Annotated in this window: 16 protein-coding genes and 1 riboswitch; of the genes, 9 read left to right on the top strand and 7 right to left on the bottom strand. The window is 69.4% G+C overall.

The genetic code is table 11. The annotated features are described in order from the left end of the window. Window positions 1-35: 35 nt before the first annotated feature. The 3 genes from frr (at window position 36) to ACFZDI_RS00380 (ending at window position 2,288) form a co-directional block, all read left to right on the top strand. The gene (gene frr, locus ACFZDI_RS00390) at window positions 36-593 is read left to right on the top strand and encodes a ribosome recycling factor (RefSeq protein ID WP_234847493.1); all 558 of its coding nucleotides are present in this window, start codon (window positions 36-38) and stop codon (window positions 591-593) included. Next, the gene (locus ACFZDI_RS00385; RefSeq protein WP_391246819.1) at window positions 593-1,720 is read left to right on the top strand and encodes a phosphatidate cytidylyltransferase; all 1,128 of its coding nucleotides are present in this window, start codon (window positions 593-595) and stop codon (window positions 1,718-1,720) included. The genes frr and ACFZDI_RS00385 overlap by 1 nt, the downstream gene beginning before the upstream one ends. 118 nt (window positions 1,721-1,838) lie before the next feature. After that, window positions 1,839-2,288 carry an SRPBCC family protein gene (locus tag ACFZDI_RS00380; RefSeq protein ID WP_234847491.1) on the top strand — a complete coding sequence of 150 codons (450 nt, stop codon included), beginning with the start codon at window positions 1,839-1,841 and terminating at the stop codon, window positions 2,286-2,288. 26 nt (window positions 2,289-2,314) lie between these two features. Here ACFZDI_RS00380 and ACFZDI_RS00375 read toward each other — a convergent pair whose 3' ends face one another. Further along, window positions 2,315-2,506, bottom strand: coding sequence for a hypothetical protein (locus ACFZDI_RS00375; RefSeq protein WP_391246817.1), 192 nt, complete (start codon window positions 2,504-2,506; stop codon window positions 2,315-2,317). 72 nt (window positions 2,507-2,578) lie between these two features. Then, a complete protein-coding gene (locus tag ACFZDI_RS00370) occupies window positions 2,579-2,767 on the bottom strand; it encodes a hypothetical protein (RefSeq protein WP_391246815.1) in 189 nt (62 codons plus the stop codon). A 228-nt stretch (window positions 2,768-2,995) separates the two neighbouring features. Between ACFZDI_RS00370 and ACFZDI_RS00365 the strand changes: the two genes are divergently transcribed. After that, window positions 2,996-3,529 (top strand): CbrC family protein, encoded by a 534-nt coding sequence (locus tag ACFZDI_RS00365; RefSeq protein WP_391246813.1) that lies wholly within the window; start codon window positions 2,996-2,998, stop codon window positions 3,527-3,529. A 100-nt stretch (window positions 3,530-3,629) separates the two neighbouring features. Here ACFZDI_RS00365 and ACFZDI_RS00360 read toward each other — a convergent pair whose 3' ends face one another. Together ACFZDI_RS00360 and ACFZDI_RS00355 are read right to left on the bottom strand one after the other, a co-directional pair. Continuing rightward, window positions 3,630-4,043, bottom strand: a complete 414-nt coding sequence (locus ACFZDI_RS00360) for a TIR domain-containing protein (RefSeq protein ID WP_391246811.1) — start codon at window positions 4,041-4,043, stop codon at window positions 3,630-3,632. A gap of 11 nt (window positions 4,044-4,054) precedes the next feature. Continuing rightward, a complete protein-coding gene (locus ACFZDI_RS00355; protein WP_391246808.1) occupies window positions 4,055-4,492 on the bottom strand; it encodes a hypothetical protein in 438 nt (145 codons plus the stop codon). Window positions 4,493-4,757: 265 nt separating this feature from the next. Here ACFZDI_RS00355 and rlmN point away from each other — a divergent pair, with 265 nt between their 5' ends. From rlmN to ACFZDI_RS00330, 5 genes are all read left to right on the top strand, one after another. Beyond that, window positions 4,758-5,864 carry a 23S rRNA (adenine(2503)-C(2))-methyltransferase RlmN gene (gene rlmN / locus ACFZDI_RS00350; RefSeq protein ID WP_391246806.1) on the top strand — a complete coding sequence of 369 codons (1,107 nt, stop codon included), beginning with the start codon at window positions 4,758-4,760 and terminating at the stop codon, window positions 5,862-5,864. A 52-nt stretch (window positions 5,865-5,916) separates the two neighbouring features. Then, a riboswitch (TPP riboswitch) is annotated at window positions 5,917-6,023 on the top strand. A 94-nt stretch (window positions 6,024-6,117) separates the two neighbouring features. Then, on the top strand, window positions 6,118-7,182 hold the full coding sequence (locus ACFZDI_RS00345; protein WP_391247991.1) for a thiamine ABC transporter substrate-binding protein: 1,065 nt from the start codon (window positions 6,118-6,120) through the stop codon (window positions 7,180-7,182). A 38-nt stretch (window positions 7,183-7,220) separates the two neighbouring features. After that, window positions 7,221-8,822: an iron ABC transporter permease gene (locus ACFZDI_RS00340; RefSeq protein WP_361121880.1), complete on the top strand. Its 1,602-nt coding sequence runs from the start codon at window positions 7,221-7,223 to the stop codon at window positions 8,820-8,822. Further along, window positions 8,823-9,842, top strand: coding sequence for an ATP-binding cassette domain-containing protein (locus ACFZDI_RS00335; protein ID WP_391246804.1), 1,020 nt, complete (start codon window positions 8,823-8,825; stop codon window positions 9,840-9,842). It abuts the gene before it with no gap. A 24-nt stretch (window positions 9,843-9,866) separates the two neighbouring features. Next, entirely contained in the window at window positions 9,867-10,667 is an 801-nt protein-coding gene (locus ACFZDI_RS00330) for a maleylpyruvate isomerase family mycothiol-dependent enzyme (protein ID WP_391246802.1), read from the top strand. Between the two features lie 80 nt (window positions 10,668-10,747). On the opposite strand, the gene ACFZDI_RS00325 is transcribed toward ACFZDI_RS00330, so the two are convergent. The 3 genes from ACFZDI_RS00325 to ACFZDI_RS00315 all read right to left on the bottom strand — a co-directional run bounded on the left by ACFZDI_RS00325 (window position 10,748) and on the right by ACFZDI_RS00315 (window position 13,137). Then, window positions 10,748-11,437, bottom strand: coding sequence for an LAETG motif-containing sortase-dependent surface protein (locus ACFZDI_RS00325; protein WP_391246800.1), 690 nt, complete (start codon window positions 11,435-11,437; stop codon window positions 10,748-10,750). 146 nt (window positions 11,438-11,583) lie between these two features. Then, window positions 11,584-12,705: an LOG family protein gene (locus ACFZDI_RS00320; protein ID WP_391246798.1), complete on the bottom strand. Its 1,122-nt coding sequence runs from the start codon at window positions 12,703-12,705 to the stop codon at window positions 11,584-11,586. A gap of 24 nt (window positions 12,706-12,729) precedes the next feature. Then, entirely contained in the window at window positions 12,730-13,137 is a 408-nt protein-coding gene (locus tag ACFZDI_RS00315; protein WP_391246796.1) for a VOC family protein, read from the bottom strand. Between the last annotated feature and the right edge of the window lie 75 nt (window positions 13,138-13,212).

Genomic DNA, 13,212 nt, shown 5'->3' with positions numbered 1-13,212 from the left:
CCGCAGCCGGGCCTACTCACACGCAGGAGCAAGTGGTGATCGAAGAGACCCTCCTCGAGGCCGAGGAGAAGATGGAGAAGGCCGTCGTGGTCGCCAAGGAGGACTTCGCCGCGATCCGCACCGGCCGTGCGCACCCGGCGATGTTCAACAAGATCGTGGCCGAGTACTACGGCGCGCCGACGCCGATCAACCAGCTGGCCTCGTTCTCCGTGCCCGAGCCGCGCATGGCCGTGGTGACCCCGTTCGACAAGAGCGCGCTGCGCAACATCGAGCAGGCGATCCGTGACTCCGACCTGGGCGTCAACCCGAGCAACGACGGCAACATCATCCGGGTGGTGTTCCCCGAGCTGACCGAGGAGCGCCGCCGCGAGTACATCAAGGTGGCCAAGGGCAAGGGCGAGGACGCGAAGATCTCGATCCGCTCCGTGCGCCGCAAGGCCAAGGAAGCCATCGACAAGCTGATCAAGGACGGCGAGGTCGGCGAGGACGAGGGCCGCCGTGCGGAGAAGGAGCTCGACGACACCACGTCGAAGTACGTCGCGCAGGTGGACGAGCTCCTGAAGCACAAGGAAGCGGAGCTGCTCGAGGTCTGATGAACGACTCTTCCTGGGGGGCGCCGCCACAGGCCGGGTACTGGGGGCCCAGCGACCAAGGGCATGGTCACGGGCACGTCCAGGGCACGGGCCAGGGGCACGTCCAGGGGGCCGCTCCGGCGGGTCCCGCATACGATGCGTATGAAGCGCCTCAGACTCGCCCCATGCCCATCGTGCCCGACGTGACCGAATTCGGCGGAAACCAGGATGACGACCGGGGGGCTGCTCGGCTGAGTGGCACCCCGGTCCGAAACGACACGAACCCGGAGCCCATGCCCGACGCCTCGCAGCCGGCACCCAAGCCGCCGAAGAAGAGCGCGGGCCGCGACCTGAGCGCCGCGATAGGGGTCGGTGTCGGGCTCGGTGCGGTGATCGTCGCGTCGCTGTTCGTCGTCAAGGCCGTGTTCGTCGGCGTCGTCGCGGTGGCCGTGGTGGTGGGCCTGTGGGAGCTGACGAAGCGGCTGGAGGAACGCAAGGGCATCCGGGCGCCGCTCGTACCGCTCGCGCTCGGCGGTGCCGCGATGGTCGTCACCGGGTACGTCCGGGGCGCCGAGGGTGCGTGGGTGGCGATGGCGCTCACGGCACTGGCCGTGCTCGTCTGGCGCATGACCGAACCGCCCGAGGACTACCTCAGGGACGTCACGGCCGGCGTCTTCGCGGCGTTCTACGTGCCGTTCCTGGCGACCTTCGTCGCGATGATGCTGACCGCGGACGACGGGCCGCAGCGGGTGCTCACCTTCCTGCTGCTGACGGTTGTCAGCGACACCGGGGCGTACGCCGTCGGCTGGCGGTTCGGCCGGCACAAGCTCGCCCCGCGCATCAGCCCCGGCAAGACCCGGGAGGGTCTGCTCGGCGCGGTGTCCTTCGCCATGGTCGCGGGGGCGCTGTGCATGCAGTTCCTCATCGACGACGGTGCCTGGTGGCAGGGGCTGGTGCTGGGTCTCGCGGTCGCCGTCACCGCCACGCTCGGCGATCTCGGCGAGTCCATGATCAAGCGGGACCTCGGCATCAAGGACATGGGCACGCTGCTGCCGGGACACGGCGGCATCATGGACCGGCTCGACTCGCTGCTGCCCACGGCTCCGGTGGTGTGGCTGCTGCTCGTGCTGTTCGTCGGCTCCGGCTGAGACGACCGGCTTCGCCGGAGAGCCCCTGCCCGACCGGGCGGGGGCTCTCTGCCGTCTCGAGGAGACCATGGGGGACCAAAGTGGGACGATGCAGATGTACCTCCTAAAGGAGGCCATCATGGCCATCATCCGAGAGAGCATCGACGTCGATCGCCGTCCCGAGGAGGTCTACCAGTACGTCATGGACGCCGGCCACATGCCGGAGTGGCAGCTGAGCGCGGTGTCCGCGGAGCGCCTGGACGAGGGGCCCGTCGGCATCGGCAGCAAGGTCAGGGTGACCCGGCACGTCGGCCGCCGGGTCATGCCGATGACCATGGAGGTCACCGAGTACGACCCGCCGCACAGTTGGGGCATGCGCGGTGTCGACGGCCCGGTCCGGGCGCAGGTGCACGGCGAGGTCGAGCCCTACGACGAGGGGCGCCGCTCGCACGTCACGATCGACATCGACTTCGAGGGCCACGGCATGGGGAAGGTCCTGGTCCCGCTGGTCGTACGCCCCCAGGTCCGCAAGGAACTCCCACGCAACGAGCAGCTCCTCAAGGACCGCTTGGAGCACACGGCCGGGTAGGGGCTTGGGTCCCCCAGTGGCTCGGCTCAGCGCCGCCGGGGGAACTTCCAGCCGTTCTGCCGCAGCTTGAACAGGACGAACACCCCGCAGAAGGCCCACACCCCGAGGAAGGCCCACTTGAACCACGGGGGGCCTTGCCACTTCTCTGCGAGCTGCATTGGGGCCGAACGGGCCGCGTAGGCCGCGTGGGCCGCGTGGGCCGCGTAGAAGGAGGTCATGGCCCGCGCGTGCCCTGCTCCCCGGGGGGAAAACGCGGTTCCGCAGGCCGGGGCCCGGCCCTGGTGCGACTGCTAGTCGTCCCCGCTGCTCTGTTGCGAGCGGGAGCCCCGGCTCGCACTGCGGGTGATCTCACTGCCGAGCAGCGTCACCTTGGCCACACCCCGAGCCCACCGCGGGGCGTCGCCCCGTGCGGCCCAGTACACGCAGACACAGCCACCGATGAGCAGCAACACGACAACCGCCAGTATGAGCACGCCCATGCTCGCCCCCCGCTTTTGTGATGGTTCGCTTATCCTGCCAGGCGGACCCCACCTTCAGCCGCTCTCCGGGGGAACGGTGTGACCCACGGAGCCAGTCCGGCGGACTGGCTCAGGGTCGCGTCCCAGCAGTCACGCGCCCCCGCGCTTGATCAAGGGCCTGCACGCAGACAGACTGCTCATCATGAGATCAGTGGGCAGGGTCACCAGGCTCCGCATCGGAGCTTGCCGATGAGTGCCGACCTGCCCTTCTTCCGTTATCACCCGGATCCCCTCGCAAGCGGGTCCATCCGCGAGTCCGCCGAGACGTGCGTCTGCTGCGAGCTCAGTAGGGGATGGGTCTACACGGCCACCTTCTACACCGCTCGGGACGTCAGCGGAGGGTTCTGTCCGTGGTGCATCGCAGATGGGAGCGCGGCTGAGCGCTTTGTCGGCGACTTCACCGACTCCTACGGGCTCGACGGTGTTAGCGGGGACGTCTTGCACGAGGTCACCCGCCGCACCCCTGGGTTCCACGCCTGGCAGGATCCACGCTGGCTCGTCCACTGTCAGGACGCGGCCGCTTTCGTGGGGGAAGTCGGATACGCCGAGCTGGCGGCGCATCCCGAGGCACTCGACCAGTTGCGGACCGACATGCGGCTTGACGGCTGGCACGACGAAAGTCGACTGGAACACTTCCTGACAAGCCTGGGCGAAGAGGCAACCGCCATGCTCTTCCGCTGCAACAATTGCGGGGTCCACCTCGCCTACCCCGATGCGTCCTGAACGCCGTCGGTGCCGGTGGCTCCTAGCCTGCGGTAGCAGACAAGCCGGTTGTCGAGTCAGACGGTAGCTTTGCAACTGTCGGCCGCTTCGGCGGGCGATCTCAATGTAGCGCAGTGTTCAAATCGGCTTCAGTCGACCGCCGCTCCGTCGCTTCGCCGGGAGGAAGCAACGTGGTGCCGATCGGTGAATAGTCCGGCCACGGCCACGTATGTTCACTGTCCCCCGTGCAAGTGAAATCAGGGAGTAGCGCCGTCATCTTGATTTTCATGCGCAGCGCCGTCTCGAATTCCCAGCGCGTCCACTCCGTTTTGAGGTAGTCGCTTGATTCGACGGCTATGAATGTATCCGCGATGGCGAGCGCGTTGATGACGGCCTGCACTCTGTCGGCGCCTACCCGATGGGGCTCCAAGTCGTCGATGTATACGTAGCGTCCATCGCGGGCAAGGTGTTCACGGATGATGCGCAACCGCTCCGGGCCGTTATCGCGCCTCGCGTAACTCACGAAGTAGTGCATCAGGTGACACCTTATCCGTCCAGCCAGCCGACCACGTAGGCCCACGCTGCCAGAACGAACAGCAGGGCAAGGATCAGATAGTACGCCATTGAAGCATTGAAAGCGGAACGCCAAGGTGTAACAGCGCCCGAGGTCGGGACATGTGGATATGGGGAACAGCGATTCGCTCGACGTTGCCATATGGGGATCATGGCTCCGCGGAGTTTCCTTTGGTAGTAGTAGCTGAAGCTGTCGGCCACCCAGAAGCCGATGATCACCAACAGTCCGGCCACAAATAACGGGGCTCCTGGTTTTTTGTCGCCGAACGAGGCGATAATGGTCCCCACGGGGACAAGGATCAGAGCGCAGAGTTTCTTCAACTCGAGGCAGGCTTCCGAAGCCTTGACCGTTGCCGCGTGAAGCTGGTCGAGTTGGTCCTTGTCGAGGTCATCGGCAGTAGGTCCGGTCACGTCTCACCCATTCCGTCGGCGCATCTGAGGCGGCACTGCGGCCAGCGGATATCCCAGCACAAGAGGGCACACAGTGTCTTGAAAAGCCCTCAACCCGCCATCCGGTGACGGCCTCGCCAAAGCGGCGGTTCAGAGCGGTCTCACGACATCTGGAGCGACGGGCCGTCCAAGGCCGCTCGGTGTCGGCAGGTGGCAGGTGCTGGTGATCGGCCCCACCCCACTCGCGCCCGGGCCGCCGCTGTTGATCTGCGACACTGGTACCGCCATGCCTAAGCCCGGAGAACTCACTTTCGTCGCCCCCCGCGGAGCCAAGAAGCCGCCGCGGCATCTTGCCGATCTCACTGCTGCCGAGCGCAAGGAGGCCGTCGCGGCCATCGGGGAGAAGCCGTTTCGTGCCAAGCAGCTCTCGCAGCACTACTTCGCGCGGTACGCGCACGATCCGGAGCAGTGGACCGATATCCCGGCCGGTGCCCGGGGGCGGCTGCAGGAAGCGCTGCTGCCCGAGCTGATGACCGTGGTGCGGCATCTGTCGACCGACCAGGGCACCACCCGAAAGACCCTGTGGCGGCTGTTCGACGGGACGCTCGTCGAGTCCGTGCTGATGCGCTACCCGGACCGGGTGACCATGTGCATCAGCTCGCAGGCCGGCTGCGGGATGAACTGCCCGTTCTGCGCGACCGGGCAGGCCGGGCTGGACCGCAATCTGTCCACCGCCGAGATCGTGCACCAGATCGTCGACGGCATGCGGGCCCTGCGGGACGGGGAGGTCCCCGGCGGACCGGCCCGGCTCAGCAACATCGTCTTCATGGGCATGGGCGAGCCCCTCGCGAACTACAACCGGGTCATCGGGTCCATCCGGCGGCTCACCGACCCCGAGCCCGACGGCCTCGGCCTGTCCCAGCGGGGCATCACCGTCTCGACGGTCGGACTCGTCCCGGCCATCCACCGGTTCGCCGACGAGGGCTTCAAGTGCCGGCTGGCGATCTCCCTGCACGCCCCGGACGACGAGCTGCGCGACACCCTCGTCCCGGTGAACACCCGGTGGAAGGTGCGTGAGGTGCTCGACGCCGGGTTCGAGTACAGCGCCAAGTCCGGCCGCCGGCTGTCCATCGAGTACGCGCTGATCCGGGACATCAACGACCAGGCCTGGCGCGGTGACCGGCTCGGGCGGCTGCTCAAGGGCAAGCCCGTGCACGTCAACCTGATCCCGCTGAACCCGACGCCCGGGTCGAAGTGGACCGCCTCGCGGCCCGAGGACGAGAAGGCGTTCGTGGAGGCCATCGCCGCCCATGGTGTGCCGGTGACGATCCGGGACACCCGTGGTCAGGAGATCGACGGGGCGTGTGGTCAGCTCGCCGCCACCGAACGGTAGTCTGACCGTCGTCAGTACAGCTTCATAGAGGCACCTGCACATCCACACCTGCATATTCCGACAGGGGAGCGCCACAGCGCTGAGAGTGCGGCACACGGCCGCAGACCCTCCGAACCTGGCCCAGGTCATTCTGGGTAGGGAGATCGGTCACCACTCGAGCTGTTGCGCCCTGCCCGGGACCCGGAGTCCCGGGCAGGGCCGCGTCTTCTCCTGGTCCTCCAGGAGGAATCCAGTGAGCACCAACAAGAAGCGGATGACGGCGGCGGTCGTCGGGCTCGGCCTGGTCGGCACGCTCGCCGCCTGCGGTTCGTCCGACGGCGGCCAGGGGTCCGGCGACCCCAGGACCGTGACCCTCGTCAGCCACGACTCGTGGGCCGCGTCCGAGGACGTCATCGCGGCCTTCGAGAAGCAGTCCGGCTACAAGGTGAACGTCCTGAGGGACGGCGACGCCGGCCAGGCCGTGAACAAGGCCATCCTGACCAAGGACAACCCGCAGGGCGACGTCTTCTTCGGCGTCGACAACACCCTGCTGTCCCGCGCCCTCGACAACGACCTGTTCCAGTCGTACGAGGCCAAGGGGTCCGACCGGATCAAGGCCGAGTACCGGGTCGATCAGAAGCAGCACCGCGTCACACCCGTCGACACCGGCGACATCTGCGTCAACTACGACAAGAAGTACTTCGCCGACCACAAGCTCCAGCCGCCGCGCACCTTCGACGACCTGGTCAAGCCGCAGTACAAGAACCTGCTCGTCACCGAGAACGCCTCCGCCTCCTCGCCCGGGCTCGGCTTCCTGCTCGGCACCGCCGCCGCGTACGGCGACACGGGCTGGGAGGGCTACTGGAAGAAGCTCGAGGCCAACGGCGTGAAGGTCGTCGATGGCTGGGAGCAGGCCTACAACCAGGAGTTCTCCGGCTCCTCCAGCGGCAGGAAGGCCAAGGGTGACCGGCCGCTCGTCGTGTCGTACGCCTCCTCGCCGCCCGCCGAGGTCGCCTACGCCGACCCGAAGCCGAGCACGGCCCCGACCGGTGTCGCCGAGGGCACCTGCTTCCGGCAGGTCGAGTACGCGGGGCTGCTCGCCCACGCCAAGAACGCCAAGGGCGGCAAGGCCTTCCTCGACTTCCTGGTCAGCAGGAAGTTCCAGGAGGACATGCCGCTCAACATGTTCGTGTACCCGGTGACCGAGGGCGCCCAGGTGCCGCCGGAGTTCGTGAAGTACGGGCCGCAGGCGAAGGACCCGGAGACCATGGACCCGGCGAAGATCGCCGACCACCGCGACCAGTGGGTCAAGTCGTGGACGTCACTCGTACTGAAGTAGCCCGCACCAGGCGCGGGAGCGCGGCGCGGCTCGGACTGCTGGCCGTGCCCGTCGCGTTCTTCGCCGTCTTCTTCGCCTACCCCGTCGCCGCGATCGTCGCGCGGGGTCTGAAGGCCGACGGGGTCTGGCACCTCGGGCGGATCGGGGAGGTGCTCGCCCAGTCCGACGTCCGGCACGTCCTGTGGTTCACCACCTGGCAGGCGCTGGTCTCCACCGCGCTCACGCTGGTCGTCGCGCTCCCCGGCGCGTACGTCTTCGCGCGGTTCGACTTCCCCGGCAAACAGGTCCTGCGGGCGGTCGTGACCGTCCCGTTCGTGCTGCCGACGGTCGTCGTCGGTACGGCGTTCCTGGCGCTCGTCGGGCGGGGCGGGCTGCTCGACGAGCTGTGGGGCGTACGGCTGGACACCACCGTGTGGGCGATCCTGCTCGCGCACGTCTTCTTCAACTACGCGGTCGTCGTGCGCACCGTCGGCGGGCTATGGGCGCAGCTCGACCCGCGGCAGGAGGAGGCCGCGCGGATGCTCGGGGCGTCCCCGCTGCGGGCCTGGCGACGGGTCACGCTGCCCGCCCTCGCCCCGGCCGTGGCCGCCGCCGCGCTCATGGTCTTCCTGTTCACCTTCACCTCCTTCGGTGTCGTCCAGATCCTCGGCGGGCCCACCTTCTCCACCCTGGAGGTGGAGATCTACCGGCAGACGTCGGAGATCTTCGACCTCTCCACGGCGGCCGTGCTGACTCTGATCCAGTTCGTCGCGGTGGGCGCGATCCTCGCCGTGCACGCCTGGACCGTGCGGCGGCGGGAGACCGCGCTGCGGCTGGTGGACGCGTCCGTGACCGCGCGCAGGCCGCGCGGCGCGGGGCAGTGGGCGCTGCTCGGCGGGGTGCTCGTCTCCGTGGTCCTGCTGCTCGTGCTGCCCCTGGCCGTGCTGGTGCAGCGGTCCCTGGACGCCCCGGGCTTCGGCTACTACCGGGCACTGACCAGGCAGGACGGGGGAGTGTTCCTGGTCCCGCCGATCGAGGCGATCGGCAACTCCCTGTCGTACGCCGTCGCCGCCACGCTCATCGCCGTGCTGATCGGCGGGCTCGCCGCGGTCGCGCTCACGCGCCGGGACGCCGGGCGGTTCGTGCGCGGTTTCGACGCGCTGCTGATGCTGCCGCTCGGGGTGTCCGCGGTGACCGTCGGCTTCGGGTTCCTGATCTCCCTCGACGAGCCGCCGCTGGACCTCAGGTCCTCCTGGATCCTGGTGCCGCTCGCGCAGGCGCTGGTCGGGGTGCCGTTCGTGGTGCGGACCATGCTGCCCGTGCTGCGGGCGGTGGACGTGCGGCTGCGGGAGGCGGCCTCGGTGCTCGGGGCCTCGCCCTGGCGGGTGTGGCGGGAGGTGGACCTGCCGATGGTGCGGCGGGCGCTGCTGATCGCGGCCGGTTTCGCCTTCGCCGTGTCCCTCGGGGAGTTCGGCGCGACGGTGTTCATCGCACGGCCCGACCGGCCGACGCTGCCGGTGGCCGTGGCCCGGCTGCTGGGCCGGCCCGGCGACCTGAACTACGGCCAGGCGATGGCCCTTTCGACGATGCTGATGGTGGTGTGCGCGGTGGCCCTGCTGGTGCTGGAGAGGCTGCGGACGGACCGGACCGGGGAGTTCTAGATGCTGCTGAGCCTGGAGGGTGCGACGGTCCGCTTCGGTGGGCGTGCCGTGCTGGACGCCGTCGATCTTGGGGTCGCCGAGCACGAGATCGTGTGTGTGCTCGGGCCGAGCGGCAGCGGCAAGTCGACGCTGCTGCGGGCGGTGGCCGGGCTGCAGCCGCTCGACGCCGGCCGGGTGGTGCTCGACGGGCGTGACCAGGCGGGCGTGCCCGCGCACCGGCGGGGCGTCGGGCTGATGTTCCAGGACCACCAGCTGTTCCCGCAGCGGGACGTGGCCGGCAACGTGGCGTTCGGACTGCGGATGCGCGCCGAGCCGAAACCGCAACGGGCCGCACGCGTCCAGGAGTTGCTGGACCTCGTGGGGCTGCCGGGCGCGGGCCGACGGGCCGTCGCCGCGCTGTCCGGCGGGGAGCAGCAGCGGGTGGCGCTGGCCCGGGCCCTCGCGCCGAGCCCGCGGCTGCTGATGCTGGACGAGCCGCTGGGGCAGCTCGACCGGTCGTTGCGGGAGCGGCTGGTCGTCGAACTGAGGGAACTGTTCGGCCGGTTGGGCACGACCGTGCTCGCCGTGACGCACGACCAGGGGGAGGCGTTCGCGCTGGCCGACCGGGTCGTGGTGATGCGGGACGGGCGGATCGCTCAGTCCGGCACGCCTCTTGAGGTGTGGCAGCGGCCCGCCGACGCCTTCGTCGCGCGGTTCCTCGGCTTCGAGAACGTGGTCGAGGCGACCGTCGGGGCGGAGGCGGCGGACACGCCCTGGGGCAAGGTGCCGGTGCCGGAGGGCGCTCCGCAGGGCACCCGCACGCTGCTGGTGCGGCCCGCCGGGGTGCGGCTGGTGTCCGCCGACTCGGGCCTGCCCTGCACGGTGACCGCACGCACCTTCAAGGGCACCCACGTCGCCGTCCACCTGCAGTTTGAGGACGCCCAGCGACTGGAGGCGGCGTGCGCGCTGCGGACGGCACCCGAGGTCGGGGACGAGGTCGGCGTGGAGTTCGACCCGGCGGAAATCGTGGTGCTCGGCTGATCACGCGCGCCTAGGGTTCGAGGCATGACGCCGTTACTCGCATACGATCGCTACTGCGACGAAATCGCCTGCCAAGTAGGCCTGTTGAGGTCCGTGGTGACCTCCGGTGCCGACCTGTCCGGCACGGTGCCGACCTGCCCGGACTGGTCGCTGGAGGACCTCGTACGGCACATGGGCGGGGCCCTGCGCTGGGTGGAGTTCATCGTGCGGACCCGGGCCGAGGAGGAGCTGCCCGGGGAGCGGGTGCCGGGTCTCGCCGGGCCCGAGGCCCGGGGGGACGCCGCCGTCCTGGACGCCTGGCTGGCGGAGAGCGGCGAGCAGGTGATCGCCGCCCTGCGGGAGGCCGGGCCGGACACGGAGGTGTGGAGCTGGGCCGGGATCCGCAACGTCGGGTTCTGGGCCCGCCGGATGACGCACGAGATCACCGTGCACCGCGCGGACGCCACGCTCGCCGCCGGACTGCCCTACGAGGTCGCGCCGGAGGTGGCCGCCGACGCGATCGACGAGTGGCTGCAGATCGTGGAGTTCGTGCAGCGGACGGTGCCGCACGACGCGGCGCGGGAGCTGCGCGGCCCCGGCCGCAGCATCCACCTCCACGCCACCGACACGGGGCCCGAGCTGAACGCCGAGTGGCTCGTCGAACTCACCGAGGACGGTGTCACCTGGCGCCGGGGTCATCGCAAGGCGACCGTGGCGCTGCGCGGGCCGCTCACCTCCGTCCTGCTGGCGTTCTACCGCCGACTGCCGCTGGACGCACCGGAATTGGAGGTGCTGGGGGAGCGGCAGCTGTTGGAGTTCTGGCTGGAGCGGGCGACGTTCGGGTGAGACGGGCCGCGTCTCCCTGACACGGGACGTGGCCCGCCCCCGGGTGGGGGGACGGGCCACGTTCACGGGGTGCGCGGGCGTCAGTTGTCGCTGTTCGTTCCGCGGCGGCGCATGCCGAAGAACACCGCGCCGCCACCGACGGCGACCAGGGCCGCCGCGATGCCGGCGATGAGGCCGGTGTTGGAATTGGCACCGGTCTCGGCGAGGTTGGAGTCACCGGCCGGGGCGGGCACGTTGCCCGCCGGCGAGGAGCTCTGGCTCTGCGACGGCTCCGGAGCGGGGCTCTCGCTCTCCTCGGCCGGCTTCGACGGGGACGCCGACGGGGTCGGAGTCGCCGGGGGAGTCGAAGCCGGGGGCTCCTCCTCCTTCTTGCAGGCGGTGGCCGGGGTGACGAGGTTCGGCTTGATGTCCTCGTCCACGTAGCGGGCGGCCTTGACGTGGATGCGGTACTCGGAGTTCGGCTTCCAGTCGTCGGTGAAGGTGATGGTGGTGCCTTCGCGCGAGCCCTTGACCACCTGCGTGCCGACCTTCTTCGCGTCGGCGCCGTTGTTCTGCAGGTACACGGTGACCGTGGCCGGGATGCCGGCGGGGTCGACGTCGGTGACGGTGATGACGCCCTTGTCGCCGTCACACTTCGCCTCGGCGGAGAAGTCGCTGATGTCGCAGGCGAGTGCCTCGCCGGCGGTGCCGAGCGCGAGCGCGGCCGAGGCGGAGACGACACCGAGGACGCGCACGGCACGTGCGCGGCGGGATACGGACAGAACTGCCACGTTTGTCCTTTGCGGGATTGCTGAAGCGGGGGGCTGAGGCCGTGCTGACGGGACATCAGCACTACCGTGAGACTCACAGGTCTATAAGCGCTGCATAAGTAGTGTCAACGCATATGCAGACTGCAAGCAGTTGCTTTGCCTTCTTATTAACCGCCGAGACGTTTCAACGCCTCCGGCGCCTCCTCGATCCGCTCCACGAGCGCGATCCGCCCCTCCATCGAGCGCCCCGCGGCCAGCGACCGGAGCAGCGGCCACGCAGGCAGCTTCTCCGTCCAGTGCGTACGGTTCACCAGCACCATCGGCGTCGGCTCGCCGCGCGACTCGTAGTAGTTGGGCGTCGCGTTGTCGAAGATCTCCTGCAGCGTCCCCGCGGCGCCGGGCAGGAACACCACACCCGCGTTGGACCGGGCCAGCAGGCCGTCCTCGCGGGTGGCGTTGGCGAAGTACTTGGCGATGTGGGACGCGAAGGCGTTCGGCGGTTCGTGGCCGTAGAACCAGGTCGGGATGCCCACCGAACGGCCGCCCCGGGGCCAGCGGGTGCGTATCTCGAAGGCGGCCGACGCCCACTGGGTGATCGACGGCGTGAAGTGCGGTGCCTTGGCGAGGAGTTCGAGCGACTCGGTGAGCATCTCGTCGTCGAAGGGGGCGGCGTACGCGCCGAGGTTCGCCGCCTCCATGGCGCCCGGGCCGCCGCCGGTGGCGATCGTGAAACCGGCGCGGGCCAGCTCCCTGCCGAGCCGTGCGGCGCCCGCGTACTCCTCGGTGCCCCGGGCCATGGCGTGGCCGCCCATGACGCCCACGACCCGGGCGCCGGCGAGCAGTTCGTCGAGCGCGTCCGAGACGGAGTCGTCGTGGACCGAGCGCAGCATGGACGCGTAGATGTCGCGGTCCGCCTTGGTGCGCTGGAACCAGGCGTAGGCGAGGGCGTCGGGCGTGGCCTCGTAGCCGTCGGCCAGCGACGCGAAGAGTTCGTCCGGTGCGTAGAGCAGGCCCCGGTAGGGGTCGAACGGCAGGCCCGGGGCCGGCGGGAAGACCAGGGCGCCGTCGGCCCGTACCTTCGCGTCCGCGTCCTCGCGCATCGCACAGCCGAGGAAGACCGCGCCCGCGGTGTCCGTGGTGAGCAGTTCGCGCGTACGGTCCGTCAGGTCGACGGCCTGGACGCGGTATCCGGCGAGGGTGCCGCGCGCCGAGACGGTCGCGTCGAACTCCTCGAGGGTCTCTATCTCGCGGTCGTCATGGTGGGCCGCATGGGCGGGCATCGTCTGCACCCGCCCATGCTGGCACAGCGCACCTCAGCCCTGGACGGCCGCGGGGTCCATCCACACGACCTCGAAGGTGTGGCCGTCCAAATCGTCGAAGGCGCGGCCGTACATGAAGCCGTGGTCCTGGGTCTCGCCCGAGACGGAACCGCCCGCCGCGACTGCCTTCTCGACCAGTTTGTCGACCTTCTTCCGGCTCTCGGCGCTCAGGGCGATCAGCACCTCGCTGGTCTTCGTCGAGTCCGCGACGTCCTTCTTGGTGAACTGGAGGTACTTCTCCTTGGTGTGCACCATCACCACGATGGTGCCGCTGATCACCACCGAGGCGGTCGTGTCGTCGCTGAACTGCTCGTTGATCGTGAAGCCCAGCTCCGTGAAGAACTTCTTCGAGGCACCCAGGTCGCCGGTGCACAGGTTCACGAAGATCATCTGCTGGTACATGCGAGGTCTCCCATCAGGTCCGTGTCGCTACGCGGGATAGACCGGGGGCCGGTCCGGAACTCATCGCCGTCCGGA

Origin of the sequence: Streptomyces sp. NPDC007907, assembly GCF_042959365.1 — a bacterium.
In the GTDB taxonomy this organism is placed as follows: Bacteria; Actinomycetota; Actinomycetes; order Streptomycetales; family Streptomycetaceae; genus Streptomyces; species Streptomyces indiaensis.
Note: the sequence above shows the minus strand (reverse complement) of the source record. Positions and strands in the feature narration are given on the sequence as shown.

What these genes read in the sequence shown, in the direction of transcription:
- ACFZDI_RS00385 (WP_391246819.1), top strand. Translation starts at nt 593, where the DNA reads ATGAACGACTCTTCCTGGGGGGCGCCGCCACAGGCCGGGTACTGGGGG.
- ACFZDI_RS00380 (WP_234847491.1), top strand. Translation starts at nt 1,839, where the DNA reads ATGGCCATCATCCGAGAGAGCATCGACGTCGATCGCCGTCCCGAGGAG.
- ACFZDI_RS00375 (WP_391246817.1), bottom strand. Translation starts at nt 2,506, where the DNA reads ATGACCTCCTTCTACGCGGCCCACGCGGCCCACGCGGCCTACGCGGCC.
- ACFZDI_RS00370 (WP_391246815.1), bottom strand. Translation starts at nt 2,767, where the DNA reads ATGGGCGTGCTCATACTGGCGGTTGTCGTGTTGCTGCTCATCGGTGGC.
- ACFZDI_RS00365 (WP_391246813.1), top strand. Translation starts at nt 2,996, where the DNA reads ATGAGTGCCGACCTGCCCTTCTTCCGTTATCACCCGGATCCCCTCGCA.
- ACFZDI_RS00360 (WP_391246811.1), bottom strand. Translation starts at nt 4,043, where the DNA reads ATGCACTACTTCGTGAGTTACGCGAGGCGCGATAACGGCCCGGAGCGG.
- rlmN (WP_391246806.1), top strand. Translation starts at nt 4,758, where the DNA reads ATGCCTAAGCCCGGAGAACTCACTTTCGTCGCCCCCCGCGGAGCCAAG.
- ACFZDI_RS00345 (WP_391247991.1), top strand. Translation starts at nt 6,118, where the DNA reads ATGACGGCGGCGGTCGTCGGGCTCGGCCTGGTCGGCACGCTCGCCGCC.
- ACFZDI_RS00335 (WP_391246804.1), top strand. Translation starts at nt 8,823, where the DNA reads ATGCTGCTGAGCCTGGAGGGTGCGACGGTCCGCTTCGGTGGGCGTGCC.
- ACFZDI_RS00330 (WP_391246802.1), top strand. Translation starts at nt 9,867, where the DNA reads ATGACGCCGTTACTCGCATACGATCGCTACTGCGACGAAATCGCCTGC.
- ACFZDI_RS00315 (WP_391246796.1), bottom strand. Translation starts at nt 13,137, where the DNA reads ATGTACCAGCAGATGATCTTCGTGAACCTGTGCACCGGCGACCTGGGT.